The following is a 26,744-nucleotide window of genomic DNA, read 5'->3' on the forward strand; positions in this document are numbered from 1 at the left end:
CAATGAGCCAGTTATATGACAGCTTGTTTTATCAATCAGACGTCACCGCTATTTTTAGTGATCGATCTTTATTGAGTTATATGATCCAAGCCGAAGTGGCTTTGGCAAAAGCACAGGCTCAGGTCAATCTCATTCCTCGTGAGATGGCGATGATCATCGAACAGGTTGGGCGATCTGCTTTAACACAGATTGATTTTGATACCTTAGTTGTGGCAACTGGTTTAGCTGGGAATATTGCAATTCCCTTTGTGAAACAATTCACCGCGATTGTTAAACAACAGAATGAAGATGCCTCTCGATACGTACATTGGGGTGCAACCAGTCAAGATATCATTGATACGGCAATGATTTTGCAATGTCGTGATGCGCTGGTATTGATTGAAAAGCAACTTCAATCTGCATATCAAATTTCACTTAAACAAGCTGAACATTACCGTGACCAAGTGATGATTGGGCGAACATGGTTACAGCAAGCTTTGCCAATTACTTTAGGACATAAATTTGCACGTTATGCAGCAGCATTAAAGCGTGATCTTGATCGTTTGCAAGCAATGAAAGAGCGTGTGTTAACTGCCCAACTCGGTGGTGCGGTCGGTTCATTGGCATCTTTGCAAAATCAAGGTTCTGCTGTCGTTCAAGCCTTTGCGATTGAATTAAAACTGACTACACCTGAATGTACATGGCATGGTGAGCGTGATCGTATCGTTGAGATTGCGAGTGTGCTTGCGATTATTGTTGGCAACTTAGGCAAGATCGCACGTGATTGGTCATTACTCATGCAGACTGAAATTGCTGAAGTTTTTGAGCCAACGGCAAAAGGTCGGGGTGGTTCATCTACCATGCCACATAAGCGAAATCCCGTTGCAGCTGCTTCAATTCTTGCAGCGGCAAATCGTGTACCTGCGCTAATGGCGAGTATTTATCAAAGCATGGTGCAAGAACATGAACGTGCTTTAGGTGCTTGGCATGCCGAATGGTTAGCGATTCCTGAGATTTTTCAACTTTGCGCTGGTGCATTAGAACGTGCGAATGATGTGCTTGAGAATATGCAGGTTAACCCTGAAGCGATGCAACGCAATCTTGAATCTACACAAGGTTTGATCATGGCTGAAGCCGTGATGATGTCACTTGCAGGAAAGATTGGACGTTTGACTGCCCATCATTTAGTCGAGCAAGCATGTCAACAAGCAATTACACAACAAACACATTTAAAAAATATTTTATCCAATCTAGATGAAGTGAAAGAACATTTTTCAGCACAAGCTTTAGATGAGCTTTTTAAGCCTGAATCTTATTTAGGTAATATCCAAATGCAAATTGATTCTGTTCTCAAAGCAGCTCAAGGAGATTCACAATGATGATCAATATTCAAAATCGTCAAGGATATCAACTTGCTGTACAAGTTCAAGGGCAGAAAGGAGCACCTGCCATTATCTTTTCCAATTCACTTGGAACTGATCATGGAATGTGGCAACCACAAGTTGCGGCATTCACAGCGCATTATCAAGTTGTGACTTACGATACACGAGGTCATGGTGCAAGTGCTGTTATTGATACGACAACCTTGTCGAATCTTGCTGAAGATGTTGTAGATGTCTTAGATGCCCTAAATATTGACAAAGCCCATTTTTGCGGAATTTCAATGGGGGGGATCACTGGTTTGTATCTTGCGATTCATTATGCAGAGCGTTTTTTGAGTGTCACAATTGCAAATTCGGCTGCAAAAATTGGTACGGCAGAAGCTTGGAATGGTCGTGCAAATAGTGTTGAACAACAGAGTTTAGCAGAGCTTGTTAAAACCACTCATACACGTTGGTTTAGTGAGTATTTTGATTATGCCCATGACGTATTGGCACAAAAAACTATTCAAAGTTTAGCTTTAACACCATCACAAGGTTATGCGAATGCTTGTCGAGCTTTGGCTGATGCCGATTTACGCGATCAACTGAATCAAATTCAAATTCCCACTTTAATTATCGCAGGTCAATTTGACCCTGTAACAACGGTTCAAGATGCAGGATTCATGCATCAGTCTATCAAAAACAGTCAGCTTGAAGTCTTGGCAGCTTCGCACTTATCGAATATTGAACAACCGCAAGTGTTCAACCAAACATTGTCCAAGTTTATTCAAAAGATATAACCGAACAGGGTTAGAAAGGAATTCGCCTACAAGGAGGCAACTATGGCACAGGAATTTGCTGCCCAAAAAAGCAGTGTGGATGCTCAGTCACTTATCAATGATGCACCTATTAGTAAGTATCAATGGATGATTGCAATCATTTGTTTTCTCATTGTATTCGTAGATGGGATCGACACAGCAGCAATGGGTTTTATTGCACCTGCATTAGCACAAGATTGGGGAATTGATCGTTCTCAACTTGGGCCAGTTATGAGTGCTGCACTTGGCGGCATGATTATTGGTGCATTGGTATCAGGCCCAACAGCAGATCGTTTCGGGCGGAAAATTGTTTTAACCATTTCGATGCTGGTTTTTGGTGGTTTCACTTTGGCATCTGCTTATGCAACTCATTTAGATAGTTTAGTTGTATTACGCTTTTTAACGGGTATTGGACTCGGTGCTGCAATGCCAAATGCAACGACTTTATTCTCTGAGTATTGTCCAAATCGGATTCGTTCACTTCTGATCACTTGTATGTTTTGTGGCTATAACTTGGGTATGGCAACAGGTGGTTTTATTAGTAGTTGGTTGATCCCAACATTTGGATGGCACAGTTTGTTTTTATTAGGTGGTTGGTCGCCACTCATTTTAATGCTTTTAGTGATTTTTTGCTTACCAGAGTCATATCGATTCTTGATCGTAAAAGGTAAAAACCCAGGAAAGGTTCGCAAAATTTTAAGCCGTATTGCACCTCAACAAGTTCAAGGTGTAACCGAGTTTCATATTCCAGAAGAACAATCGGCGGTAGCTGAAAAGAAAAACGTATTCGGTATGTTGTTCTCAAAACAATATGCCAAAGGCACGATTTTATTGTGGTCGACCTATTTCATGGGCTTGGTCGTGATTTATCTCTTGACCAGTTGGTTACCAACTTTAATGCGTGAAACAGGTGCAACCATGGAACGGGCTGCATTTATCGGTGGTTTATTTCAATTTGGTGGTGTGCTTAGCGCGCTATTTATCGGCTGGGCAATGGATCGTTTCAATCCAAATCGCATTATTTCAGTGTTCTACTTTATTGCAGGTGTATTTGCAGTTGCCGTTGGTCAAAGTCTCAATAATCCAACCTTATTGGCGTTCTTAGTGTTATGTGCGGGTATTGCGATCAATGGGGCTCAGTCTTCGATGCCAGCCTTAAGTGCTCGCTTTTATCCAACGCAATGTCGGGCAACAGGTATTTCTTGGATGACAGGAATTGGGCGATTTGGCGCAGTGTTTGGTGCTTGGATTGGTGCAGTTCTGTTGGGCAATGATTGGTCTTTCACGGCGATTCTTAGCTTACTGATGATTCCAGCAACGGCTGCTGCGGTGGCGATTTTTGTTAAATCTTTAGTTGCGCATACAGATGCGACCTAACTCTCATAATCAGGGACAACGTCAATGAATGATGAACAACGTTATCAACAAGGGCTAAAAGTTCGTACGGAAGTGCTTGGTGAAAAACATGTCGGGCGTTCTTTAGAGAACCTGAATGACTTTAACCAAGATTTTCAGAACTTTATTAGTCGATTTGCTTGGGGTGAAGTGTGGTCACGCGAAGGTTTACCACGTCATACCCGTAGTCTAGTCACCATTGCCATTTTGTTGGCATTGGGGCGAGAAGATGAACTCAGAATGCATTTACGTGCTTGTTTTAACAACGGCGTAACTAAGGACGAACTGAAAGAGCTGATTTTGCATAGTTCCTTGTATGCAGGTTTACCCGCTGCGAATGCTGCAATGCATATGGCAGAAGAGGTATTCAAAGAACTTGGAATAGATGTGCAACCCATTTCGGAACAAGCACAGGATTAAGGAGACAGGTATGTTAATTCATACATTGGGTGCATATGCACAACGTAATACGGATGATCATCCGCCAGCATATACACCAGGCTATAAAACCAGTGTGCTACGTTCGCCAAAAAATGCATTGATTTCAATCAGCGAGACCTTGACGGAAGTTACCTCACCACATTTTTCACCCAATCTTTTTGGCCCAAAAGACAATGATTTGATTCTGAACTATGCCAAAGATGGTTTACCTGTTGGTGAGCGAATCATTGTGCATGGTTATGTGCGTGATCAATTTGGTCGTCCTGTTAAAAATGCCTTATTAGAAGTATGGCAAGCCAATGCATCAGGTCGTTACCGTCATCCGAATGATAAGTTTATTGGTGCGATGGACTCTAACTTTGGTGGTTGTGGTCGTACGCTCACTGATGAAAATGGTTTCTTTATTTTCCGTACCATTAAACCGGGTCCATATCCTTGGCGTAACCGTATCAATGAATGGCGCCCAGCGCACGTTCATTTTTCTTTGATCGCTGATGGTTGGGCACAGCGCTTGATTTCGCAGTTCTACTTTGAAGGCGATACCTTAATTGATTCTTGCCCAATTTTAAAAACCATTCCATCTGAAGATCAACGTCGTGCCTTGATCGCATTGGAAGATAAAAATAATTTCATTGAAGCTGACAGCCGTTGTTACCGCTTTGATATTCATCTTCGTGGTCGTCGTGCGACTTATTTTGAAAATGATTTGACTTAAGGGAGTAACACAATGAACGCGTGGAATTTTCAGGAATTGAAAGAAACCCCATCACAAACAGGCGGCCCTTATGTACATATTGGTTTGTTACCACAGCAAGCCAATATTGAGGTGTTTGAACACAATTTTAACAATCAGTTGGTGAGTGAAAAAACGCAAGGTCAACGTATTCGCCTTGAAGGACAAGTATTTGATGGACTTGGCTTGCCATTACGAGATGTGTTGTTAGAAATCTGGCAAGCCGATGCCAACGGTGTTTACCCAAGTCAAGCTGATACTCAAGGCAAAACAGTTGATCCAAATTTTTTAGGTTGGGGACGTACAGGGGCAAACTTTGAAACAGGTTTTTGGAGTTTCAACACCATTAAACCGGGTGCTGTAGCAGGTCGTAAAGGTACAACACAAGCGCCGCATATTGCAGTGGTTGTCTTTGCGCGTGGTATCAATCTTGGTTTGCATACTCGTGTTTACTTCGAGGATGAAGTGGAAGCGAATGCGAATGATCCGATTCTAAACAGTATTGAATGGGCGACACGTCGTCAAACCTTAATTGCCAAACGCATAGAAGTGGATGGTGAAGTGGTGTATCGCTTTGATATTCGTATTCAAGGCGAAGATGAAACTGTGTTTTTTGATATTTAAATTTTAAGTGCATAACGAATGATTGCTTGCTCTTGGGAAAGACAGGCAATCCATTAAGGAAGATGATGATGAAAATGAAAACACTGGCAGCATTAACACTGCTTGTTAGCCCTTTATTTACGGTTCAAATGGTACAAGCCCAAGAAAATGTTCAAAAAAAGATTGAACTTTCAGCACTGGCACAATTACCTGTTAAAACAATTGTACCCATTACTGCAAAAACTAAAGAACAAGCGATTGCTCAAGCAAAAGTGATTGCTGCCAATCAAGATGCTGATTTAGCAGAGTTTAGGATTGATTTATTAGATTTTGCTGCTGATAGCAAACAAGTGATTGCATTAGGACATGAATTAAAAAAGATTCTAGCTACTAAACCAATGATTGCAACTATTCGCACTCACAACGAAGGTGGAAAACTTACCATCAGTGATGCTGATTATGGCAAGACCTATCAAGCTTATTTAAAACAGCCTTTTATGGACATGCTTGATGTGGAAATGTTCCGAGATCAGCAGGTGGTTAAGAATACAGTCAAATTGGCGCATGACAAAAAAGTACTAATTGTGATGTCAAATCACGATTTCCAGAAGACTCCAAGTGAAGATGAAATCGTTAAACGTTTATTGAAACAAGATCAGCTAGGTGCGGATATTTTAAAAATCGCAGTGATGCCACAAAGCAAACAAGATGTTTTCACCTTGATGAATGCGACATTAAAAGTCAGCCAACAATCTAAAAAACCATTGCTGACCATGTCTATGGGCAAACTAGGCACAATTTCAAGAATTGCAACTGCAAATATGGGCGGTAGCTTTAGCTTCGGCATGATTGGTGAAGCATCAGCACCCGGTCAAATTGATGTGACCCAACTGAAACAGTTCTTAAAAACAGTTCAACCAACACAATAATTGAAAAAGGATTTTAAAAATGAAAGTAGTTTCTTTGCGTTTAAGTGCGCTTGCAATCGGTTTAGCAGTATCAGGTTTAGCAGCAGCTGAAACTTATGTAGTTGATCGTTATCAGGATGATTCTGAAAAAGGTTCACTGCGTTGGGCGATTGAACAAGCCAATACCAAACCAACGGAAGCCAGTGAAATTTTGATTCAAGCAGTTGGTCAAGCGCCGTATGCAATCAAAGTCAATAGCCCACTTCCTGAAATTAAAGCACCTGTCAAAATCATCGGCACACAATGGGCAAAAACAGGTGAGTTTGTCGCAGTAGATGGTTCAAACTATATTAAAGGTCGTGGTGTTGAGGCCTGTCCGGGAGCGGTAGAGGGGCAGTTTGGAACCAATGTGCGTACTACGACTTTACCGGGTATCGTTTTACGTGACATTAATGGTGTGACCATCCAAGGTTTAGAAATTCGTCATTTTTGTATCGGTATCTTGATGAATCGTGCCAGCAACAACTTGATTCAACATAACCGCATTATGCACAACTATGGTGGCGCGGGTGTGATGTTGACGGGTGATGATGGTAAAGGCAATCCAACAGCAACTACCACCAATAACAACAAGGTTTTAGATAATTATTTCCAAGACAATGGCGATGGTTTGGAATTAACCCGCGGAGCAGCATTCAATCTTGTTGCCAACAACCATTTTATTTCAACTTCCGCAAATCCTGAACCATCACAAGGTATTGAGATTCTGTGGGGAAATGACAATGCTGTGGTCGGCAACAAATTTGAAAATTATTCAGATGGTTTGCAGATTAACTGGGGCAAACGTAACTATATCGCTTATAACGAACTAACCAATAACTCGAATGGTTTTAATCTAACGGGCGATGGCAATATTTTCGATAGCAATAAAGTGCATGGTAACCGAGTGGGAATTGCCATTCGTTCTGAAAAAGATGCCAATGCACATATCACACTGACTAAAAATCTAATTTGGGATAACGCCAAAGATATTAAACGCTGTGAGGCAGGTGGGAGTTGTGTTCCAAATCAACGTTTAGGCGCAATTGTTTTTGATGTTCCGGGCTTAGAACATGCGCATTTTGTTGGGTCTCGTGGACACGGTGTCAAAATTGATCCAGCAAACTTGCAAAAAACTTGTCTACAGCCGAATCAACAAGGTTGCAATCAGCAACCAAATCAAGGCATTCAGGCACCGGCATTGAGCCTATCTAAAGGTCAAATTGCTGTTGAGATAAAAGGACAACCAAATCAGCGTTATCAAGTTGAATTGTTTGGAAACTCATCAGCAAATGCAAATGAAGCTGAATTTTATTTAGGTTCGATTGTTGCTGTGACCAATGCAGAGGGTATTGCAAAAGTTTCTTATAAGCCTACATCAAAAGTCGCAAGTGTGACCGCAAATGTTACAGATCATTTAGGTGCAACTTCTGAACTCAGCTCAGCAGTAAAATTTAAATAGAAGCATGGAGGCTTTGATATGAATACAAACACTTTAATGATCAAAATGAGCTGTTTAGCGATTGCGATCTGTGCAGCCCAACATAGCTTCGCTGACCAAAATCAAGCTTGGTCTCAAGATCGACAATGGTTACTAGGTGATTGGAATGGACAACGTCAACAGTTAGAAAAAGACGGTTATAAATTTACTGCAGCGATTATGAGTCAATCAGCCACCAATTTAGATGGTGGCTATAACGATGACAATGCCTTTAAAAATGCAACGCAATTATCTTTAGGTGCAAATTTTGACTTAGAAAAAATTGCAGGTTGGGAAAACACAAGCGCCAACATCTTAATCACCAAACGTGATGGTAATGCCTTAACTTTGGATCGCATTAAAGATCCACGTTCAAGTGCTTTGGGAAATAGCCAAGAAATCTATGGACGCGGCAAAATCTGGCGCTTAACGCAAGCTTGGGTCAAAAAAGGTTTCGCGGATAACACGGTTCAATTCAAGATTGGTCGTATGGGTATGTCTGATGACTTCAATAGTTCCCAATGTGAATTTCAAAATTTATTACTCTGTGGCGGACAGCTCGGAAAATCCATTGGTTCGATTTGGTATAACTTACCTGTAGGTCTATGGGGTACCAATGTCAAATATCAATTTGCACCAGAATGGACACTTGGTGTGGGCGTATATGAAGTAAATCCTGACAATGTTAAAACTGGGAAAAATGATGGTTTTAACTTGGATATGGACAATGTCAAAGGCGCAACAATTCCTGTGGAACTGGCTTGGCGACCTAAGTTGGCAGCGTTCAATGGATTAGCAGGTGAATATAAGTTAGGTGCTTTGTATTCAACAGCAGAAGCGAATGATATTGCCACTCTAGGTAAAGTCCACGATAGCAAAAACAGTTTTTGGCTGAATGCACAACAACAATTAAGCCAAAAAGAAAATGATCCTAAACGTGGTTTATATGTCAGCTTTAATGTAGTTGTAAATGATAAAGAGACGACAGCAGTACAAAGTACACAACAACTTGCGCTGTGGTACAAAGGACCCTTTGATAGCCGTCCAAACGATTCAATTGGTTTTGGTGTTGCAAACTATCTAGTCAATGATCGTTATAAAGATCGTCAAGTTGCTCTCAATACCAGTCGTGGTTACGACCAGTATGATGCCTTTGCAGCAGATTATGTTCCTGTGCAGCGTGATGAGCTTAATGTCGAATTGAACTATACCTATCAATGGTCACCTGCGGTGATGCTCAGACCAAACCTACAATATATTCATCAACCGGCGGGTGTTAAAGAGGTCGATGATGCTTGGGTTGCAGGTTTAAGCATGCGCGTGAATTTCTAATAAGGAGTATGACGTATGTCTGAATCTACAAGCTCACATATCATACTGAAAATATGGTGTTTTATTTTAGGACTATCTTTGCTATTGACAGGACTGTTTTTTACAGTTGGTGGTGTGAAGTTGGTTACAATGGGCGGATCATGGTATTTCATGATCTCAGGACTTTTAACATTAGTTGCTGCATTTTTTATTTTTAAGAAAAGAGCCTTAGGCGTAAGTATTTTCGCTGTTGTATTTATTGGAACTATTATTTGGTCGCTGATTGATGCTGGCTGGGAATTTTGGCCTTTATTTTCTCGACTTATGTTCCCAGCAGGTTTGTTTGCAGCTCTCATGCTGACTTTACCCGCGATACGTCATTATCAGTTTCAACCGACATCAGCTATGCCAGCTTATGCAGTGGGTGGTTTGACTGTATTGGGTATGATCTTTGGTTTTTATCAAATGTTTGTACCACATCCGACTGTTGCCGCTTCAGGTGAGCAATTACCATTAGTTCCTGTCAAAACAGACATGAAACAAACTAATTGGCAACATTATGGACAGGATGCTGGTGGTAGCCGTTTCGCGGCTTTAGATCAAATTACCCGTGACAATGTACATCAATTAAAAGAAGTTTGGCGCTTCCGTACTGGTGATTTCACTACAGGATCAGGTAATGGTGCTGAAGATCAAATGACACCATTGCAGGTTGGCAATAAACTTTTCTTATGTACCCCGCACAATAATATTTTTGCTTTAGAAGCCGATTCAGGTAAACAACTTTGGAAAGCAGAAATAAATTCTAAAGCGGATGCATGGGAACGCTGTCGTGGTGTTGCATACTTTGACTCAACTCAAGCATTACAACAACCCACCTTAGTCGGTGCAACACCCGTACAAGCGGTTGCAACAAATACTTCTTGTTTACGTCGCGTTTATACCAATACACCCGATGGACGCTTGATTGCAGTGAATGCCGACACAGGTGAGCGCTGTAAAGACTTTGGTGTAGATGGTACAGTTGATTTATTAAAAGGATTGGGTGAGGGTACTAAAGCCCCACGTTTTGAAGTTACTTCTGCACCAACTGTTGCTGGTTCAGTATTGGTTATTGGTAGTCGTATCGCAGATAATTTTGCTGCTGATATGCCAGGTGGTGTAATTCGTGCATACGATATCATTACAGGTGAATTGCGTTGGGCATTTGATCCACGTAATCCTGATCCAAACTATGTACTTAAAGACGGTGAAACCTATAAGCGTAGTTCTGCGAATTCATGGGCAGCCATGTCTTATGATCCGCAAATGAATACCGTATTTTTACCGATGGGAAGTTCATCTGTCGATGTTTGGGGCGGTAATCGTCAGCCACTCGATCACAAATACAACTCATCTGTTTTGGCTTTAGATGCAACTACAGGTAAAGAAAAATGGGTTTATCAAACTGTCCATAATGATTTATGGGATTTTGATTTACCAATGCAACCAAGTCTTGTTGATTTTCCAATGAAAGATGGAACCAATAAGCCAGCGGTTGTGATTGGAACAAAATCAGGTCAATTCTTCGTACTGGATCGTTTGACCGGTCAGCCACTGACAAAAGTGATTGAGCAACCTGTAAAACCTGCCGATATTAAAGGTGAACAATACAGTCCGACACAACCTCGTTCTGTTGAAATGCCGCAAATTGGCAATCAAACCTTAACCGAATCAGATATGTGGGGTGCAACACCATTCGATCAATTGATGTGTCGTATTAACTTCAAATCAATGCGTTATGAGGGTTTATTTACCGCACCAGGTAAGGATGTTTCACTCAGCTTTCCGGGTTCTCTAGGTGGAATGAACTGGGGAAGTATTGCATTTGATCCAAGCCATCAATACATGTTTGTAAATGATATGCGTTTAGGCTTATGGATTAGATTGATTGAACAAACGCCAGAAGATTTAGCGCTTGAAGCGAGCGGTGGAGAAAAAGTCAATACAGGTATGGGTGCAGTACCAATGAAAGGCACACCATATAAAGTAGACAAGAACCGTTTTTGGTCAGCGTTTAATATCCCATGTCAAAAACCGCCGTACGGTACGATGACTGCGATTGATATGAAAACACGTCAAGTTGCATGGCAAGTACCAATGGGAACAGTAGAAGATACTGGACCAATGGGTATTAAAATGGGGCTTAAAGCACCAATTGGGATGCCAACGATTGGAGGACCAATGGCAACCCAAGGTGGTCTAGTTTTCTTTGCTGCAACTCAAGACTACTATTTAAGAGCACTTGATTCATCAACAGGTAAAGAGTTGTGGAAATCTCGTTTACCAGTCGGTAGCCAAAGTACGCCGATCAGTTATGTTTCACCAAAAAATGGTAAACAGTATGTGATGATTACTGCGGGTGGCGCAAGACAATCTCCCGATCATGGTGATTATGTGATTGCGTACAGCTTGCAATAAGCGTTTAAAATTCACTTTGAAAACCTGCAATAATTGAATTATTGCAGGTTTTTTATTACGTATTGAATTACGCTGAAGCTTTCAGAATAGGCATTTGAATCGCATCTGAAATCACCACAAATTGCGGTTCAGCATTTTGTTGAAGTTGGAAGTCAGAGAAATTAACTTGCCAAAATCCTAAGCTAGCGGTTGTTGATATATAGAAGATTTGATTGTTGTGATCTCGAACAATTTCCCACTGGGTATAATCCCCTTTAATATTGCCACTTTGGTCAATACATTGCTCTTGAGTAACATATATTCCTTTAATGACATTCATCGCATAAGCGATTGCAGCAGTATTGCTAGGTTTAGTATTTTGATTGAGCCAAGGGATGGAGTAGTTCAATGCCATCGTGGTGCGCAAGAAGCGATCTGAAGGCAATGCCGAAGATGATAAGCCAATAGAACCGCCGCCATTGCCTGCTTTATTTACATTCATACCAATAATGGTTTTACTGTTGGTTTCAACATTGGTTAGGTTTAAATAATTTTCTAAATTGGTACGATGCCAGTCAATAAATGGGGTGTTAGTCATCACGCCGATATCTGAATTATCGGTAATCGATAATGCACCATCTTTAAATTCAAGAACTAAGCTTGCACCAGTTTTGTCATGAAATTGAAAATGGATAGGAATTAAATTTTTGACTTCATTGCTGTTATTTAATTCACTATTTTCTGAAAATTGTAAGGGATCCCAAAAATATAAAATCTCACCTAAAGATGTAACTTTGCCTTGTTGAATGGCATATAAATCATTTTTTAAGGTTTCAACTGAAGCATAATTAGACACAGCCCAGCCACAGATATCTAATGCAGAAATTAACTTAGCATTTTGTGGTGCATTCGCCCGCTTTGGATAAATTGAAGGGGGTAACCAAAGTGCGGCAGCAGAAAATCCTTCGGTGTTCATTGCATCACACAATTTAGTATCGAGTATATTTAGCGGCATTTTTATCCCAATGCCCATAAAACCATATTTTGCTTGCCAGTGATAAGCTGGTGTAGAACTATGCAAGGTCTCGATAGATTTCAAAGAAGTTGCCAATGGAATTGCTGCTAATTGCCATGTAAATGTGGCAGCAAAATCCATTGTACGACCTGAAATACGATAACCAGTAGCTTGAGGTAAAATAAACTCAGTACACATATTATTTTCTCTTTTAATTATGAATATTTACTAATTAATATTGGCGATTATTATTTAATCTTATATTAATGTATATTTGCTCTAAATATATAGGATTAATCGAGCATATAAAAACTAGCAGATGATATTTTTATAGTCAAATTATTATTAAAATCGGTTCGTATAATTTACTTTAGATTATTTTATAAATAGGTTTAGAATAAATATATTTTAATATTATCTTTTTTTTAAAAATCCAATTTATTCTAAATGTCTAGATTGGCATGTTCATTGCTTAAATACATACGATCTGGTCAGACCAGTCTGACAATGAAACAATTTGGAGCAAAAATGAATTTGGAACAATTCAATCTTTTAAAAGATGAGCAAGCGATAGAAGCTTTGAGATCCTGTGTTCATATTCAATCTTGGATTCAGACTATTCTTCAACAGCGTCCTTTTATTTCGACAGAAGAATTATATCAAACGGCGAGCTTACAAGCCCAAACATGGAAGTGGTCAGAAATATCACAAGCATTGGCGCTACATCCGCGAATTGGGGAGAAAAAAGCAGCTATTGCTTTATCGGCTAAAGAGCAGAAATTTTCGCAAAATGAACAAGCATTGCTAGATCCTAATAGTGATCTTCAACAAGCACTGTCTCAGGGCAATTTAGCTTATGAGCACAAATTTGGTCATATTTTTTTGATTCGGGCATCAGGTCGTTCAGGTACAGAAATGTTAACAGAACTCAACCGACGTTTAGAAAATTCAGATGAACAAGAGCAGCAAGAAGTCAAACAACAACTCAGTGAAATTGCATTAATTCGCTTAAAGCAGGAGATTCAATAATGGCAGGTATAAGTACACATATTCTAAATGCTTCATTAGGTAAACCTGCTGTGGGGGTCTCTGTGGAATTATTACAGGAAACGTCACAAGGCTATTTTTCTATGGATAAACAATTAACTGATATAGATGGTCGTATTAAAGCATTTAATCTCGATTCATTTATACAAGGAAATTATCAACTAGTTTTTTATGTGGAGAATTATTTTAAATCTATAGGTATTGAATGCTTTTATCCAAAGGTTTGTATCGATTTTAAAATATCAGATATCCATCAGCACTATCACGTGCCCTTATTAATTAGTCCATTTTCGTATTCAACCTATCGCGGCAGTTAAACAGAAAATATATTCATGATGAATTTTTATTGAGGAATATCAAATGCACAACGATAAAATAGACAGCGAAGCTCGTGCAAGCGTTTCAGCAGAACATCAATATTTAGGAATGAATAAAAATGTTATTTATGGACTGCAACATGTACTGACCATGTATGGTGGAATTATTGCACCACCCATCATTATTGGTGCTGCCGCAGGTTTAGAAGCCTCGGAAATAGGTTTTTTGGTTGCTGCGGCACTCTTTGTTGGGGGCATTGCAACAATGTTACAGACCTTGGGCTTTAAACACTTTGGAGCAAAGTTGCCAATAGTTCAAGGGGTATCTTTTGCTGGTGTTGCAACAATTTTGGCGATTGTCACCACAGGTGGAGGATTAGCTTCAGCGTTTGGCGCAGTCATCGTTGCTTCATTGATTGGTTTATTACTCGCACCATTCTTTTCAAAAATTATTCGTTTTTTCCCACCAGTCGTGACTGGTTGTGTGATTACTATGATTGGAATTTCTTTATTGCCCGTTGCGATTCGTTGGATGATGGGTGGTAATCCAAAAGCTGAAAATTGGGGCGATACAGCAAACATTGGTTTAGCTGCGATGACTTTAGCGATTGTCATTATTTTCAGTATGTTAAAAAGTCAGTTAATGCGACGTCTAGCGATTTTAATGGCGATTGCTTTAGGTACGATTATCGCTTCATTGGCTGGATTTGCAGATTTTTCCAAAGTTGCTAATGGTTCAGTGTTCGCTTTTCCTCATATCTTCCATTTCGGCATGCCAGTGTTTGAATTTACTGCCATTCTTTCTATGGTGATCGTAACTTTAGTCATTATGACTGAAACTACAGCAGATATTATTGCAATTGGTGAAATTGTTGGAACCAAAGTTGATTCTAAACGAATTGGAGACGGTCTACGCGCTGATATGTTATCTAGTGCAGTTGCCCCAATTTTTGGTTCCTTTATGCAAACCGCATTTGCACAAAATGTGGGGTTAGTTGCAATTACAGGAATCAAAAGTCGTTTTGTTGTAGCTACTGCTGGAGGAATTCTGGTAGTACTTGGGTTATTACCAATTGTTGGGCGTTTAGTCGCTGCTATTCCAATGCCAGTATTAGGTGGGGCAGGTATTGTATTGTTTGGCACAGTGGCCGCAAGTGGTATCCGCACATTGGCAAAAGTTGATTATAACGATCATAAAAATCTGATTATTGTTGCAACCTCATTGGCAATTGGAATGATTCCGATTGCAAACAATGAGTTCTATGCACAGTTTCCAAAATGGGTTAGTACGCTATTACATTCTGGAATTAGCTCAGCATGTATCACTGCCATTTTGCTCAATATTTTATTTAATCATTTACCTTTCACTAAGAAGTCTGTAGAAACAACCACATTACCTGTTAATTCTGGCCACTCATAACCATATTGCGGTGGCTTGATTTTCCAAATCCATCACACGTTTTAAACATCAACCATTAAAAAATTACTTATTCATTTTTGAATAGGTCTAGGGGAGCTTTTGATTTTAAAAAATCAAAGGTTGGGGCTTTGACAACTTAAAAATGAGTTGAGTTGATTTTTAAATGAATCATTAGGGGAATATTATGAAAAATTTTACTTTGAAATCTGTAACTCTGCTCATCGCAATGGGGAGCATGAGCCAAGTTTGGGCTGCTGATACGAGCTTGAATAGTCTGTTTAATTTAGGGCAAGACTGTAAAGTGCAAGATAATTCAGTTAAATCCGTACAGGAAATGCTGAGTTGTGGAGCGATACATGGTGCAGTTAAAACAGCTTATTATTCTTTGAATAATGGTTACTTTGTCAATAATCTTAATCAAGATACAGTTTCCATTGGAGGTTATATTAGATATGAAACAGCGCCATTTTACGGCGTACAAGCAGCTATTGGTTATGATCTGCAACGTCGTCTAGATGAGAAAAATAAAAATGATGAAGTATCCGAGTTAAAAGAAGATCGCGATGGCTTGGCGGAAGCCTATGTGACTTGGAAAAATGATTTCGCACGGGTGACGGTTGGTAATCAGCGTCTTAATTTACCATTTATGGGGGATTATGCAGATAGGCGTATTTTAATGGCTTTGTATCAAGCTGCGGATCTCCAAATTGGAAATAACACTGACTTTATACGCTTAACCAAAGTCAATAAATTTAAAAGTTATGCTGATGATGAATTTACCAAAACCACACGTCAAAACTCAAATATTCAATCAGATGGTGTTTGGTCAGTTGGTGCAGGTAAGAGTTTTGACATCGATGAAGATAAGAAGCTTAAAGCTCAGTTTTGGTATCAAGACTATGATGATTACACACGTTTGATTTATATCCAAGCAGATTTGTCTTTGCCAAAATTGAATTATTCGCCAGAGTTTTCTATGCAATATATTTCGGGTAAAGATCAAGGTAAAGCTTTAGCTGGAGCAGTAGATAGCCAAATTTTTGGTGTTCAGGCAGCGTTTAAAGTTTTGCCAAAAGCAAGTTTGAAAGTGGCCTATAACTATATCAAACCAGATAGCGAAAGTTATCTAAATGGTGCTTTATTAACACCATTCGCTACTAAAACTTCTTCAGGTGAAATTTTTGCACAGCCATTTTTTACCAGTACGCAAGATTTAGGTGCGGGAAATGCTTTTATGACATCCTTGGAAGGGAAGTTCACTGATCAAGTGATTGCTGGTGCTCGATATTCGTTTATGGATTTGAAAGAGGCCGATCATCTTGCGAGTCGTAATCAGTCTGAGTATATGGTTTTTGGCATTTATAATTTTACAGGCGCTTTAAAAGGATTTAGTGTGAGTAACTTCTTTGGTATCCAAACTTCTCCACGATATGAGAAGGATTTTTTACAAAATCGATTTACATTGAGCTATAAGTTTTAAAGTCTGCTTATCCCAACTGCCTATTTCAGCTATGAAATGGGCTTTTTTATTATCAGCTTTATAAGATTGCCTGATTAAATTATTCAAATAAAAAAAAGCCCCCATTGAAGGGGGGAGTTAAAACTTTATGTTATTAATCTAAAGGATTTCCCACAATATTACTAATAATTCCTTGCATGATGTGCGAACCTTGTTCTGTATAGAGTGATTGATACCATTCTTCAGTCACTTTTTGATCTTTCATATGCGTTACATCACAACGCTTACGAGCACGTAATACCATTTCTTTGGTTCGATCATTACGTTTGTTTTGGTATCGTTCTAGTGCATCACTTAGCCCAAAAGTATTTATCTGCAAAGCACGTGCCAAGTAAATAGCATCCTCCATTGCTTGGCAACCGCCTTGTCCAATATCTGGGGTGGTACTGTGGGCTGCATCGCCAAGTAAAACGACACGACCTTTATAAAAATTCATAAAAGGCTCAATATCATGAATTTCAACGCGATTGGTTTTTTGCTCATCTAAACAATCAATCAGTTGATGTACAGGTGCACACCAGTCTTTGAAATATTTTTTTAGTTCAGCTTTATATTGTTCACGTTGGTTTGGTAGACCAGATTCTATAGGCACATCGAAAAAGAAATAGAAACGATTTTGTGCTACAGGCATAAGTGAGACACGTTTTCCTTCACCGACATAGGTTGTCCATTGTTGTGCTGGTGCAATTTTTTCATCGATTTGAACCAGTCCATTCCAATTGACATAACCTGCATAGCGCCGTTCGACTTGATAGTCGAGTACAAACTTTCGCGTGATAGAGTGAGTGCCATCTGCACCAATCAATAGATCTGCTTTTATCTGGGAACCATCGGCAAAATGAATATTGACATATTCAGACTGATCTTCAATCTCAGTCATTTTCATACCCAGTTTAATATTTTCTAAACCAAACGTTTCCATGAGAAGTCGTTGTAAATCTGCACGTGCGACAGGGTAGGCACGTTGTCCAACTTCTTTATATAAAGGAGTTAAATCAAACTGAGTCATGGTTTGATCATTGAGACCATCGATGTAGGCTAATGATTCCATTTCACCGCCTAAAGTTTGAATTTGCTCAGTCAAACCAAGATAATTTAGGCATTTTACGCCGTTCGACCAGAGTGATATCGCTGCTCCTACAGGTAATATTTCAGCTGCTTGCTCATAAATCGTGACTTGATGCCCAAATTTTTTTAAAGCGATACCAGCAGTTAAACCGCCCATACCTGCACCTACAATCGCAATATTCATCTTTTAGACCCTAATTTTAGAACTATAAATTTCTAATAAGTCTTAAGCGAGAACTGTGCCAATTTTATAAACTGGTTTTACTGGTCATACCAGTAGTTTTGCATCATTAGAATGCAAGATAGGGTGAGGCGCAATATCATTGTTCAGAAGGTGAAATAAAGTGGTGCAACTTGTGCTGATCTTATCGGTTGGATATATTCAAAGTTAATTTGTGTACCTTTAGCTATCATGTCGAGAAAAATAAACACCAGCTCTTTGTGCAGCACCAATAATATGTACACGCATGGCTTTTTCAGCAGCAGGTGCGTCTTGTTGGAAAAGTGCTTGCAATATCAAATCATGTTCTTGAATGGTCTTGAATGCTAAATTTGGTTGAACAAATGGAAGAATTTGACTCTTTTTAATCCATTCAGTATGCATTTTAAGTGTTTGAATAATAGATTGATTGTGACTTAATTCAATGATATGTTGATGAAAAGCATAGTCAAATTCAGAAGCGGCTTGCCAGTCCTGTTCTTTGATTGCATGTGCTAGATTTTCATAATGTTGCTGCAATGTTGTTTTATCTTGATCAGTTAAATATTCACATGCAAGTAGGGCACAAAAGCCTTCAAGTACATAACGTAATTGATAAAAGTCTTTTAATGAAACTCGATGTTCCCCATCCCATTGTTCAGCCGCTTGACTATGTTGTGAAATAACATAAACGCCTTTACCTGCTTTGATTTCTAATAGACCTAAGGCTGCAAGACGAGTCAGGGCTTCACGTAGAGAGGCACGGCTTATACCGAGTTGTGCCGCTAAATCACGTTGAGAGGGTAATGCAGAACCAATTGCATAACTGCCTTGTTGAATGCGTTGATGAATAATTTCCACAGCTTGCTCAGTCACCTGAGATGATTTTCCATTAAGCATTGCTTGTGGACTCATAAACATCGTTTCCGAAAATAAAAATGAACAATTTGATTCTACACAAAATTCATAAATTTAAATTGCTTCAAAGCTAAAAATAGATAATTATTTACAACAGGTCAGACCAGTTGGACTGGATTTTGCATAGAATGAACTATATGAAAATGTTTTTTAGGATTGATCAATGACGGTGCATATTGCCAAAGTAGTGACTTTGCCAGATAACTTACAGGGTTTAACCAATTTAGCTGACGCTCGTATTGGCGCAGTCATTGTGTCGTGTTCTGATGAGTTTTTTGCAAGTGCGGAAAGAATGTTACAACCAGAACCTGCGAAATTCATTGAAGGCAAGTTCGATGATCATGGCAAATGGATGGATGGCTGGGAAACGCGTCGTAAGCGAGAAGCAGGGTACGATTGGTGTATTGTGCGTTTGGGTGTCACTGGAAAAATCTCAGGCTTTGACCTCGATACTTCTTTTTTTACAGGGAATTATCCTGCTTCTGCATCAATTGAAGGGTGTTATGCACCTGATGATAAACTGGAAAATATCACATGGATTCCGTTATTAGAAAATTCAGTTTTGTCTCCAGATCATCATCATTTTTATAATTGCGAAGCACATAAAATCAGCCACATTCGACTTAATATTTTCCCTGACGGTGGTGTTGCGCGTTTACGTGTTTATGGCAATGTTTTACTGGAAAATATAGATTCAACCCAACAAATTGATCTGATTGGTTTGAAAAATGGTGGACGTATTGTTGCATTTAGTGATGCGCATTATGGGCATCCAAATAACTTACTTAGCCCAGATCGCGGCATCAATATGGGAGATGGTTGGGAAACCAAGCGTCGTCGTGAACCTGGTTTTGACTGGTGCGTTATTGCGTTAGGTCAAGCTGGGAAAGTAGAAAAAATAGAAGTTGATACAGCACATTTTAAAGGAAATTTTCCTGCAATTTGTTCGATCCAAGCCGCTTATGTTGAAGATGCTACGGATGCACAGTTGATTCCTCAAAGTATGTTTTGGACTTATTTATTAGAACAGCAGCCTTTATCAATGGACGCGATTCACACATTTATAGCTGAAATCTTGCAGCATCAAAAAGTGAACTACATTCGTGTCAATATGATCCCAGATGGTGGAATTAGTCGGATTCGCTTGTGGGGCAAAATCACAGAATGAAATTGTTTCTTCAGTAATGAGCAAGGTCATATAAGTTTTGATAAAAAAGATCATGTTTGAATTGGTATTTGCTTACTTTTGAAAGATCAAAAGTAACAAAAATCTTTCGTTAGGCTGATGGCACATCCTGAGCAAAACCAAAGTACTGCTTGGGTTGCAGCTCAAGACAACCTAACGGGCGGCATCCATGCCGCCTAGCTCGATAGCAAATATTCATTATGCATTGGATTAGAGAAGAACAATCTACGAAGTTTCATTCTGCTAAAATAAAGTGAAGTTCAATATATGAGAAAAAACATCCAAATTCAGCCTTTAACTCAAGAGAGTTTTTCCGCTTTTGGTGATGTGATTGAAAAAGAAAACCATGATTTTTTTTCGATTAACCAAGGCTTAACTCAGCGCTATCATGCACTATCAGTTGCTCAAATTACTGGTGATCATGTTGCTGTGGGGATGAGTATTTTTCATAATTTATGTGCAACGCAGATTCCGTTTAAAATAGACATGCTTGAACGTCATCCTCACGGTTCGCAATCATTCATTCCATTACAACAGCAAAAATTTATTATTATCGTGGCGTTACCTTTAGATCAAAAACAACCGAATGAACAGCAAATTTATGCCTTTTTAAGTAATGGTAAGCAGGGTGTTACCTATCACCAAGGAGTTTGGCATCATCCGTTGATTACATTGGAAGCTGAAAGTGATTTTTTAGTGGTCGATCGTATTGGTGGTGGACAAAATTGTGATGTTCATCCTTTGGATCGATCTTATTGGATTATTGAACAGAAAGGGTCAGAGATTATTAATCTCTGACTCTAAAAGTGTTTAGTATTTCCCTTTAAAATTTGCACTAATTCTTTGTTTTAGATATTCCTTTGCCGTGATTGCTGGATATTTTTTCTGTGGACTTTCGATCAGGACATCTTCATTGGCTTGACAGAAAAATGCCAAACTATAACGTGCGCCTTGATATTCATCAGCTTCAGGATTTTTGACACGATGAAAATTCGATGGAAGCTGATCATCACTCCAGCGCATGAGCATGTCCCCAATATTACAAGTGATTACATCATCACGCGGTTCGATACTTGTCCATTGTTGTTGTTCCATGTCTTTACCAGGACAAACTTGTAGACCACCTTGACCTTTACGCTGAAATAGTAAGGTTAAGCAATCAAAATCGGTGTGTGCACCAGCACGCCATAACCCTAGTTGATCTTTGATCGCAGGATCAATTGCATAGTAGTGCAACATCCGCAGTGTACTTTGATAGGTTTCTTGATCGGGATCATGTGCAAGTGTAAAGAAATTATCTGCGAATCCAAGTTTGTAGGCGAAACAAGATAATATTTTCATACCCACTTGCCAGCACTCTTGTTCAAATTCCAGCATAGTATTTTTAAAATTAGGTAGTTCTTGTTCAGTAGGATATAACCCATCCATTCGTGGGCGAGTGATTTGATAAGATTCCTTTTGATCTGGAGTGCTTGTCGATGGTCGAATTTGAGCTTTACTTTCCCAGCCTCCATTACGATTTAAAGGATATTGCACTTTTGTGTTCGCAGGTAAATCAAAAAACTTTTTTGTCATTTCAAAAGCATTATGGATTTTATCCAAATCAAGTCCATGATTTGAAACTTGGAAAAAGCCAATATCAGTTGCAGCAGACCAAAGCTGTTCTGCAATTTCATGTTTACGATCTTCAAAGTTGGAAAGATCAATGATACGAACTTCACGGTCGTAAGTCTCTTGACCCAAAGCACCCATGCGAGATTCTTTCTGGAGTTCTTCTAAGCTGTAATTGATTTCAGCTAAATTGGTCATGTTTGCGCTATTCATATTTCACCTCAATTTTTTGGATAAACCATGACCCAATCAAATTGAATGAAAGGAGACTGGATCATTTTTCAAAAAAGAGCAACACGTTCTAAACAAATAGAAAGTGAGCTTATTCCTGAGCAATGACCCACATATATTTTTTGATATATGCTGAACGCTTCTACTCTGACAAATCTATATAAGCATTTTCTATACCAAATATAAGAAGATGTTTATCTGTATAGTATATTGATGAAAATAAGACGATATGAATCAATAAAAATTTAAGTATTATTTTTCCGACTCTTTTTCGTGCGGTGCGGTGTTTTAAAATGGTGCATTCTAAGTTTAATGTCATATGTTTTTTATTTAAATAAATGCGAAGACAAAAATTATTCAGCAAAATTCAATAAAGATTTAATGATCACAACAATTAACTATGAAAAAACAACTATTAATAAATACTGGCATGGTGTTTGCTAAATCTTAACTGAGTATAAGCGGTTAGTGTGTAAAACACATGGGACATTGCTCTACAGCGTTAGCTGTTCCTCCAAGGGGGACAAAGTCATTTCATTGGCTTTGAGAGAATCTATGTGGTTAATACATTTGGTTTTTATTCCCCTAATGAACAGTGAAATGAGTTCAAACATATTTAGGGGTCTTACTTATGAAAATTCAGCACTTTGTAGGCAAAACAACATTAACAGTTATTGCTAGTACATTATTTCTTAGTTCATTTACGCATGCTGCCGATAAATTGGTTTTACAAACGACTTGGTACGCGCAAGCAGAGCAAGGTGGCTATTATCAAGCACTCGCGCAAGGTATTTATAAAAAATATGGTTTAGATGTTGATATTAAAATCGGTGGTCCTCAGGTTAATAATATGTCACTTTTACTGTCTAAACGTGCTGACATTATTATTAATTATGATTTACAAGTATTAAAAGGCATTGAAAGTAATTTTCCCATTAAAGCGATTGCAGCACCATTTCAATTTGATCCGCAAGGGATTTTAACCCACAGTGATGTAAAATCTTTAGCTGATTTAAAAGGGAAAACAATTCTTGTATCTACCAGTGGACAAGCAAGTTGGTGGCCATGGTTAAAAGCTAAATATCATTTAAATGTAGCACAAGCACGTCCTTATACTTTTAATATGCAACCATTCCTTGCAGGCAAAAACGTTGCACAACAAGCTTATGCAACATCTGAGGTTTTTCAGGCTAAAAAAGCAGAACCAGCAAGTAATTTCTTCTTGTTCGCCGAAGCAGGATATCCAGCTTATGGCGGAATTTTAGTGACTCGAAATGATGTCATTCAAGCAAAACCAGAGGTAGTTAAACGTTTTGTACAAGCCTCGATGGAAGGTTGGAAAAACTATTTGGCTGACCCCCGCTTAGGTAACGCCATTATAAAAAAAGAAAATCCAAATATGAATGATGAGCTATTAGCTTTTGCTGTCAGACAAATGAAAAAACTGCAACTCATAGATGGTGGCGATGCAAAATCCAAGGGAATTGGTGCGATGACAGATGCACGCTGGAAAGCAACACGTGATTTTATGGTGAATGCAGGTTTGTTGAATGCCAAAACCAACTGGAAATCGGCTTATACCACGCAGTTCAATCCTGCGAAGAAATAACGATTATCCAGCAGGTTAGCAAATAAGACATATGTCTCAAGGGGAAGCCGCATGAATTCAGTTTTATCAGTAGATATTCCAACAACATCAAACTTTGTTACGCCCATGATCATGGTAAGAGGCGTCGAAAAAACTTATCCAAATGGCACACACGCCTTACAACGTCTTGACCTCAATATTGCCAAAGGTGAAATTATTTCGTTGCTCGGGCCATCAGGCTGTGGAAAAAGTACGTTATTGAAAATGTTTGCCGATCTCGAACAACCATCAGCAGGTCAAGTCCGTTGGAATGGCAAGGCAGATATCCAATCACAATGCAAAATGGCAATGGTATTCCAAGAAGCCACACTTATGCCTTGGGCCACCATTGAGGAAAATGTACGCTTACCACTTGATTTACGACATATTGCAAAATCATTGAGTAAAGAAAAAGTTTTAGATGCTTTGAAAGCAGTTGGCTTAGATAAATTTGCGAAAGCTTATCCGCGTGAACTATCTGGTGGTATGCAAATGCGTGCTTCTTTAGCTCGTGCATTGGTAACGGAGCCTGATTTATTGCTTATGGATGAACCGTTTGGGGCTTTGGATGAATTTACTCGACATAAACTCGATAGTGATATCCGTAAACTTTGGTCAGAACGAGATTTAACCGTGGTTTTTGTCACTCATAGTATTTATGAAGCGGTGTATTTATCTTCTCGAGTGATTGTGATGGGCGCACGCCCAGGTCGAGTTATTGCTGATCTTGAGGTGGATGGACCTTATCATCGTGATGAATCATTTAGAACATCCGAAAGCTTTATTAAACAATGTTCACATTTTTCTGAACTATTGGCGCAAGCAAGTGGAGGACAAGATCATGATTAAACCATTAATACAACATCCTATTGTGCAACGTATTGCAGCACCATTAATACTTGGTTTTTTATTTTTGTTGATATGGCAATTGAGCTTTCAGCAACTTGAAGTGCCTGTATATGTCGTACCTAAGCCCAGTGATATTGTGATGGCATTGATCAATCAATCTTCGCTGTTGTTGGGTAGTTTATGGGTGACGTTAAAAATCACCTTACTTGCTTTTGCGTGCGCAGTGATTATTGGAACTTTAATTGCTTTTCTATTCGTGCAAAGTCGTGTTATCGAAGCATGTTTTATGCCTTATGCTATTTTATTTCAAGTTACACCGATTGTAGCGATTGCGCCTTTAGTAATTATTTGGATTCAAAATACCACTTTGGCATTGGTGGTATGTGCCATGTTAGTCGCTGTTTTCCCGATACTCACCAACACAACTTTAGGTCTGCGTAGTGTCAATAAAGGGCTACTTAATCTTTTCCAGATTAATAAAGCCAGTCGTTGGCAAATTCTGATGCGTCTGCGTGTGCCGAATGCCTTACCTTATTTTTTTGGTGGCTTACGTATTTCTTGTGGTTTGGCGCTGATTGGAGCAGTAGTTTCCGAGTTTGTTGCTGGTGCTGGGGGTACAAGTGCAGGCTTGGCGTATCAAATTTTGCAAGCAGGATTCCAACTAGATTTACCGTTAATGTTTGCTGCACTATTTCTCATTACTTGTACAGGCTTAGGGCTGTTCTTATTGATGTCTTTATTAAGTCGTGTATTTCTCAGTAAATGGCATGAGAGTGAACAAGCATGATGAATAATAGCTATTTGATTAAAAATGCGCATGCAATTTTGACAGGTTTATCTGGTACAGCAGCGCGTTCATCTGCTACGGATATTCGGATTCAAAATGGAAAAATTTCTGAAATTGGGCAGTTAACTGAGCTTGAAAATGAACAGGTTGTAAATGCAAAATATTGTGTTATTTATCCTGCATGGGTGAATACTCATCACCATTTATTTCAGTCTTTATTAAAAGGGGAACCTCAGGGTTTAAATCAGAACTTAAGTTCATGGCTTGCGACGACACCGTATCGATTTCGAGGTGCATTTGATGAAACGACATTTAGAATCGCAGTACGTATTGGCTTAATTGAGTTACTACGTTCAGGTTGCTCTACGGTTGCAGATCATCATTATTTATATTGGCCGAAAATGCCATTTGATGGCGCTGCCATTTTATTTGACGAAGCCGAAAAGCTGGGCATGCGCTTTGTGCTGTGTCGAGGTGGTGCAACACTTACGCGTGGCTTAGAAAGTGATTTACCACAAGCTTTGCGACCTGAGAAGTTTGAAGATTACATGGTCGATGTTGAGCGTTTAGTTGCTCACTATCATCAGCCGAGCTCAGATGCATTTCGTAAAATTGTTATGGCGCCAACATCTACACTACATTCAACAACAGCGCAACAGTTTCGAGAAAGTGCCAAGATCGCGCGTCAACTTGGTATTCGAATGCATAGTCATTTATCTGAAACGGTAGACTATTTGGATGCAGCAAAAGCTAAATTTAATATGACACCTGTGCAATATTGTGCTGAAAATGATTGGGTGGGTAATGATGTTTGGTTTGCGCATTTGGTGAAGCTATTACCAGAAGAGATCCAAATTTTGGGTCAAACAAAAACAGGAATTGCACATTGTCCACAAAGTAATGCGCGTTTAGGCAGTGGTATTGCTGATCTAGTGACTTTAGAAAAAGCAGGAATGACAATTTCAATAGGAGTTGATGGTGCAGCTTCCAATGAGGCTGCTGATATGTTGTCAGAAACGCATGCTGCATGGTTATTACAACGTGCGAGAAAAGGTATGTTGGCAAAACCACAGTATGACGGTGGACAATTTGAAGGCGGTGCTGATGCGGCAAGTATTGAAGATATTATTCGCTGGGGAACAGTTGGCGGTGCGAAAGTTCTCGGTTTAGATCAAGTCGGTACGATTGAGGTTGGTCAACAAGCGGATTTGGTCTTGTATCGTTTGGATGATCCACGCTATTTTGGATTACATGATATGGCAATTGGTCCTGTTACAAGCGGTGGTCGAGCACATATCCAAGCGATGTTTATTGCAGGTAAAATAGTAGTTGAAAATGACCAAATTCCTGATCTAGATATGATGGAGCTGGCTTGGCAAGCTAAACAATCTGTGAAGCTGTTACAACAGCGGAGTATGGAAATGGCAAAGATAGCTTGAGTTT

The 26,744-nt window shown here is 39.2% G+C and carries 24 protein-coding genes; 20 read left to right on the plus strand and 4 right to left on the minus strand.

The annotated features are described in order from the left end of the window. Nucleotides 1-2: 2 nt before the first annotated feature. The 10 genes from pcaB to NGC85_RS06725 all read left to right on the plus strand — a co-directional run bounded on the left by pcaB (nucleotide 3) and on the right by NGC85_RS06725 (nucleotide 11,528). Nucleotides 3-1,358 carry a 3-carboxy-cis,cis-muconate cycloisomerase gene (pcaB, locus tag NGC85_RS06680; protein ID WP_254805279.1) on the plus strand — a complete coding sequence of 452 codons (1,356 nt, stop codon included), beginning with the start codon at nucleotides 3-5 and terminating at the stop codon, nucleotides 1,356-1,358. Beyond that, entirely contained in the window at nucleotides 1,355-2,140 is a 786-nt protein-coding gene (gene pcaD / locus NGC85_RS06685) for a 3-oxoadipate enol-lactonase (RefSeq protein ID WP_254805280.1), read from the plus strand. Before pcaB ends, pcaD begins: the two co-directional genes overlap by 4 nt. A 42-nt stretch (nucleotides 2,141-2,182) precedes the next feature. Continuing rightward, a complete protein-coding gene (locus tag NGC85_RS06690; RefSeq protein ID WP_254805281.1) occupies nucleotides 2,183-3,535 on the plus strand; it encodes an MFS transporter in 1,353 nt (450 codons plus the stop codon). Between the two features lie 24 nt (nucleotides 3,536-3,559). Beyond that, entirely contained in the window at nucleotides 3,560-3,973 is a 414-nt protein-coding gene (gene pcaC / locus NGC85_RS06695) for a 4-carboxymuconolactone decarboxylase (protein ID WP_254805282.1), read from the plus strand. Between the two features lie 10 nt (nucleotides 3,974-3,983). After that, nucleotides 3,984-4,709 carry a protocatechuate 3,4-dioxygenase subunit beta gene (pcaH, locus tag NGC85_RS06700; protein WP_254805283.1) on the plus strand — a complete coding sequence of 242 codons (726 nt, stop codon included), beginning with the start codon at nucleotides 3,984-3,986 and terminating at the stop codon, nucleotides 4,707-4,709. 12 nt (nucleotides 4,710-4,721) lie between these two features. Further along, nucleotides 4,722-5,351, plus strand: coding sequence for a protocatechuate 3,4-dioxygenase subunit alpha (pcaG, locus tag NGC85_RS06705; RefSeq protein ID WP_254805284.1), 630 nt, complete (start codon nucleotides 4,722-4,724; stop codon nucleotides 5,349-5,351). Between the two features lie 68 nt (nucleotides 5,352-5,419). Continuing rightward, nucleotides 5,420-6,259 (plus strand): type I 3-dehydroquinate dehydratase, encoded by an 840-nt coding sequence (aroD, locus tag NGC85_RS06710; RefSeq protein WP_254805285.1) that lies wholly within the window; start codon nucleotides 5,420-5,422, stop codon nucleotides 6,257-6,259. 19 nt (nucleotides 6,260-6,278) lie between these two features. Beyond that, entirely contained in the window at nucleotides 6,279-7,739 is a 1,461-nt protein-coding gene (locus NGC85_RS06715; protein WP_254805286.1) for a nitrous oxide reductase family maturation protein NosD, read from the plus strand. Nucleotides 7,740-7,757: 18 nt separating this feature from the next. Further along, entirely contained in the window at nucleotides 7,758-9,089 is a 1,332-nt protein-coding gene (locus NGC85_RS06720) for a carbohydrate porin (RefSeq protein ID WP_254805287.1), read from the plus strand. A gap of 15 nt (nucleotides 9,090-9,104) precedes the next feature. Further along, nucleotides 9,105-11,528: a glucose/quinate/shikimate family membrane-bound PQQ-dependent dehydrogenase gene (locus NGC85_RS06725; RefSeq protein ID WP_254805288.1), complete on the plus strand. Its 2,424-nt coding sequence runs from the start codon at nucleotides 9,105-9,107 to the stop codon at nucleotides 11,526-11,528. Between the two features lie 67 nt (nucleotides 11,529-11,595). Here NGC85_RS06725 and NGC85_RS06730 read toward each other — a convergent pair whose 3' ends face one another. Next, nucleotides 11,596-12,720, minus strand: coding sequence for a linear amide C-N hydrolase (locus NGC85_RS06730; protein WP_254805289.1), 1,125 nt, complete (start codon nucleotides 12,718-12,720; stop codon nucleotides 11,596-11,598). Between the two features lie 330 nt (nucleotides 12,721-13,050). Here NGC85_RS06730 and uraD point away from each other — a divergent pair, with 330 nt between their 5' ends. The 4 genes from uraD (at nucleotide 13,051) to NGC85_RS06750 (ending at nucleotide 16,786) form a co-directional block, all read left to right on the plus strand. Further along, the gene (gene uraD, locus NGC85_RS06735) at nucleotides 13,051-13,551 is read left to right on the plus strand and encodes a 2-oxo-4-hydroxy-4-carboxy-5-ureidoimidazoline decarboxylase (RefSeq protein ID WP_254805290.1); all 501 of its coding nucleotides are present in this window, start codon (nucleotides 13,051-13,053) and stop codon (nucleotides 13,549-13,551) included. Then, nucleotides 13,551-13,886, plus strand: coding sequence for a hydroxyisourate hydrolase (uraH, locus tag NGC85_RS06740; RefSeq protein ID WP_254805291.1), 336 nt, complete (start codon nucleotides 13,551-13,553; stop codon nucleotides 13,884-13,886). Before uraD ends, uraH begins: the two co-directional genes overlap by 1 nt. A 43-nt stretch (nucleotides 13,887-13,929) precedes the next feature. Further along, the gene (locus NGC85_RS06745) at nucleotides 13,930-15,306 is read left to right on the plus strand and encodes a nucleobase:cation symporter-2 family protein (protein WP_254805292.1); all 1,377 of its coding nucleotides are present in this window, start codon (nucleotides 13,930-13,932) and stop codon (nucleotides 15,304-15,306) included. Nucleotides 15,307-15,490: 184 nt separating this feature from the next. Then, nucleotides 15,491-16,786, plus strand: coding sequence for an OprD family outer membrane porin (locus NGC85_RS06750; protein ID WP_254805293.1), 1,296 nt, complete (start codon nucleotides 15,491-15,493; stop codon nucleotides 16,784-16,786). Nucleotides 16,787-16,919: 133 nt separating this feature from the next. Here the strand turns inward: NGC85_RS06750 and hpxO are convergent, their stop codons facing one another. Then, the gene (hpxO, locus tag NGC85_RS06755) at nucleotides 16,920-18,077 is read right to left on the minus strand and encodes an FAD-dependent urate hydroxylase HpxO (protein ID WP_254805294.1); all 1,158 of its coding nucleotides are present in this window, start codon (nucleotides 18,075-18,077) and stop codon (nucleotides 16,920-16,922) included. Between the two features lie 219 nt (nucleotides 18,078-18,296). Continuing rightward, a complete protein-coding gene (locus NGC85_RS06760) occupies nucleotides 18,297-19,007 on the minus strand; it encodes a FadR/GntR family transcriptional regulator (RefSeq protein WP_254805295.1) in 711 nt (236 codons plus the stop codon). Nucleotides 19,008-19,173: 166 nt separating this feature from the next. On the opposite strand from NGC85_RS06760, the gene alc reads away from it, so the two are divergent. Further along, nucleotides 19,174-20,178 (plus strand): allantoicase, encoded by a 1,005-nt coding sequence (alc, locus tag NGC85_RS06765; protein ID WP_254805296.1) that lies wholly within the window; start codon nucleotides 19,174-19,176, stop codon nucleotides 20,176-20,178. Nucleotides 20,179-20,463: 285 nt separating this feature from the next. Then, entirely contained in the window at nucleotides 20,464-20,994 is a 531-nt protein-coding gene (locus NGC85_RS06770) for an ureidoglycolate lyase (protein WP_254805297.1), read from the plus strand. Between the two features lie 12 nt (nucleotides 20,995-21,006). Here the strand turns inward: NGC85_RS06770 and NGC85_RS06775 are convergent, their stop codons facing one another. Further along, nucleotides 21,007-22,020 carry an isopenicillin N synthase family oxygenase gene (locus NGC85_RS06775; RefSeq protein ID WP_254805298.1) on the minus strand — a complete coding sequence of 338 codons (1,014 nt, stop codon included), beginning with the start codon at nucleotides 22,018-22,020 and terminating at the stop codon, nucleotides 21,007-21,009. A 649-nt stretch (nucleotides 22,021-22,669) separates the two neighbouring features. Between NGC85_RS06775 and NGC85_RS06780 the strand changes: the two genes are divergently transcribed. From NGC85_RS06780 to NGC85_RS06795, 4 genes are read left to right on the plus strand one after another with little or no spacing between them, the layout of a single operon-like run. Continuing rightward, nucleotides 22,670-23,647: an ABC transporter substrate-binding protein gene (locus NGC85_RS06780; RefSeq protein ID WP_254805299.1), complete on the plus strand. Its 978-nt coding sequence runs from the start codon at nucleotides 22,670-22,672 to the stop codon at nucleotides 23,645-23,647. Nucleotides 23,648-23,698: 51 nt separating this feature from the next. Next, nucleotides 23,699-24,514 carry an ABC transporter ATP-binding protein gene (locus NGC85_RS06785; RefSeq protein WP_254805300.1) on the plus strand — a complete coding sequence of 272 codons (816 nt, stop codon included), beginning with the start codon at nucleotides 23,699-23,701 and terminating at the stop codon, nucleotides 24,512-24,514. After that, a complete protein-coding gene (locus tag NGC85_RS06790; RefSeq protein ID WP_254805301.1) occupies nucleotides 24,507-25,301 on the plus strand; it encodes an ABC transporter permease in 795 nt (264 codons plus the stop codon). The genes NGC85_RS06785 and NGC85_RS06790 overlap by 8 nt, the downstream gene beginning before the upstream one ends. Next, entirely contained in the window at nucleotides 25,298-26,740 is a 1,443-nt protein-coding gene (locus tag NGC85_RS06795) for an amidohydrolase family protein (RefSeq protein ID WP_254805302.1), read from the plus strand. The genes NGC85_RS06790 and NGC85_RS06795 overlap by 4 nt, the downstream gene beginning before the upstream one ends. Nucleotides 26,741-26,744: the final 4 nt, after the last annotated feature.

The organism is Acinetobacter sp. Z1, assembly GCF_024296945.1.
GTDB classification, from domain to species: domain Bacteria; phylum Pseudomonadota; class Gammaproteobacteria; order Pseudomonadales; family Moraxellaceae; genus Acinetobacter; species Acinetobacter beijerinckii.

Excerpts from the sequence above, each read along its gene's own strand:
- NGC85_RS06790 (WP_254805301.1), top strand. The coding sequence starts at position 24,507 with ATGATTAAACCATTAATACAACATCCTATTGTGCAACGTATTGCAGCA.
- NGC85_RS06725 (WP_254805288.1), top strand. The coding sequence starts at position 9,105 with ATGTCTGAATCTACAAGCTCACATATCATACTGAAAATATGGTGTTTT.
- NGC85_RS06795 (WP_254805302.1), top strand. The coding sequence starts at position 25,298 with ATGATGAATAATAGCTATTTGATTAAAAATGCGCATGCAATTTTGACA.
- pcaC (WP_254805282.1), top strand. The coding sequence starts at position 3,560 with ATGAATGATGAACAACGTTATCAACAAGGGCTAAAAGTTCGTACGGAA.
- NGC85_RS06770 (WP_254805297.1), top strand. The coding sequence starts at position 20,464 with ATGAGAAAAAACATCCAAATTCAGCCTTTAACTCAAGAGAGTTTTTCC.
- pcaG (WP_254805284.1), top strand. The coding sequence starts at position 4,722 with ATGAACGCGTGGAATTTTCAGGAATTGAAAGAAACCCCATCACAAACA.
- NGC85_RS06745 (WP_254805292.1), top strand. The coding sequence starts at position 13,930 with ATGCACAACGATAAAATAGACAGCGAAGCTCGTGCAAGCGTTTCAGCA.
- NGC85_RS06720 (WP_254805287.1), top strand. The coding sequence starts at position 7,758 with ATGAATACAAACACTTTAATGATCAAAATGAGCTGTTTAGCGATTGCG.
- hpxO (WP_254805294.1), bottom strand. The coding sequence starts at position 18,077 with ATGAATATTGCGATTGTAGGTGCAGGTATGGGCGGTTTAACTGCTGGT.
- pcaD (WP_254805280.1), top strand. The coding sequence starts at position 1,355 with ATGATGATCAATATTCAAAATCGTCAAGGATATCAACTTGCTGTACAA.
- NGC85_RS06750 (WP_254805293.1), top strand. The coding sequence starts at position 15,491 with ATGAAAAATTTTACTTTGAAATCTGTAACTCTGCTCATCGCAATGGGG.
- NGC85_RS06775 (WP_254805298.1), bottom strand. The coding sequence starts at position 22,020 with ATGAATAGCGCAAACATGACCAATTTAGCTGAAATCAATTACAGCTTA.
- pcaB (WP_254805279.1), top strand. The coding sequence starts at position 3 with ATGAGCCAGTTATATGACAGCTTGTTTTATCAATCAGACGTCACCGCT.
- uraD (WP_254805290.1), top strand. The coding sequence starts at position 13,051 with ATGAATTTGGAACAATTCAATCTTTTAAAAGATGAGCAAGCGATAGAA.
- NGC85_RS06785 (WP_254805300.1), top strand. The coding sequence starts at position 23,699 with ATGAATTCAGTTTTATCAGTAGATATTCCAACAACATCAAACTTTGTT.
- NGC85_RS06760 (WP_254805295.1), bottom strand. The coding sequence starts at position 19,007 with ATGAGTCCACAAGCAATGCTTAATGGAAAATCATCTCAGGTGACTGAG.
- pcaH (WP_254805283.1), top strand. The coding sequence starts at position 3,984 with ATGTTAATTCATACATTGGGTGCATATGCACAACGTAATACGGATGAT.
- NGC85_RS06690 (WP_254805281.1), top strand. The coding sequence starts at position 2,183 with ATGGCACAGGAATTTGCTGCCCAAAAAAGCAGTGTGGATGCTCAGTCA.
- NGC85_RS06715 (WP_254805286.1), top strand. The coding sequence starts at position 6,279 with ATGAAAGTAGTTTCTTTGCGTTTAAGTGCGCTTGCAATCGGTTTAGCA.
- NGC85_RS06780 (WP_254805299.1), top strand. The coding sequence starts at position 22,670 with ATGAAAATTCAGCACTTTGTAGGCAAAACAACATTAACAGTTATTGCT.
- uraH (WP_254805291.1), top strand. The coding sequence starts at position 13,551 with ATGGCAGGTATAAGTACACATATTCTAAATGCTTCATTAGGTAAACCT.
- aroD (WP_254805285.1), top strand. The coding sequence starts at position 5,420 with ATGAAAATGAAAACACTGGCAGCATTAACACTGCTTGTTAGCCCTTTA.
- alc (WP_254805296.1), top strand. The coding sequence starts at position 19,174 with ATGACGGTGCATATTGCCAAAGTAGTGACTTTGCCAGATAACTTACAG.
- NGC85_RS06730 (WP_254805289.1), bottom strand. The coding sequence starts at position 12,720 with ATGTGTACTGAGTTTATTTTACCTCAAGCTACTGGTTATCGTATTTCA.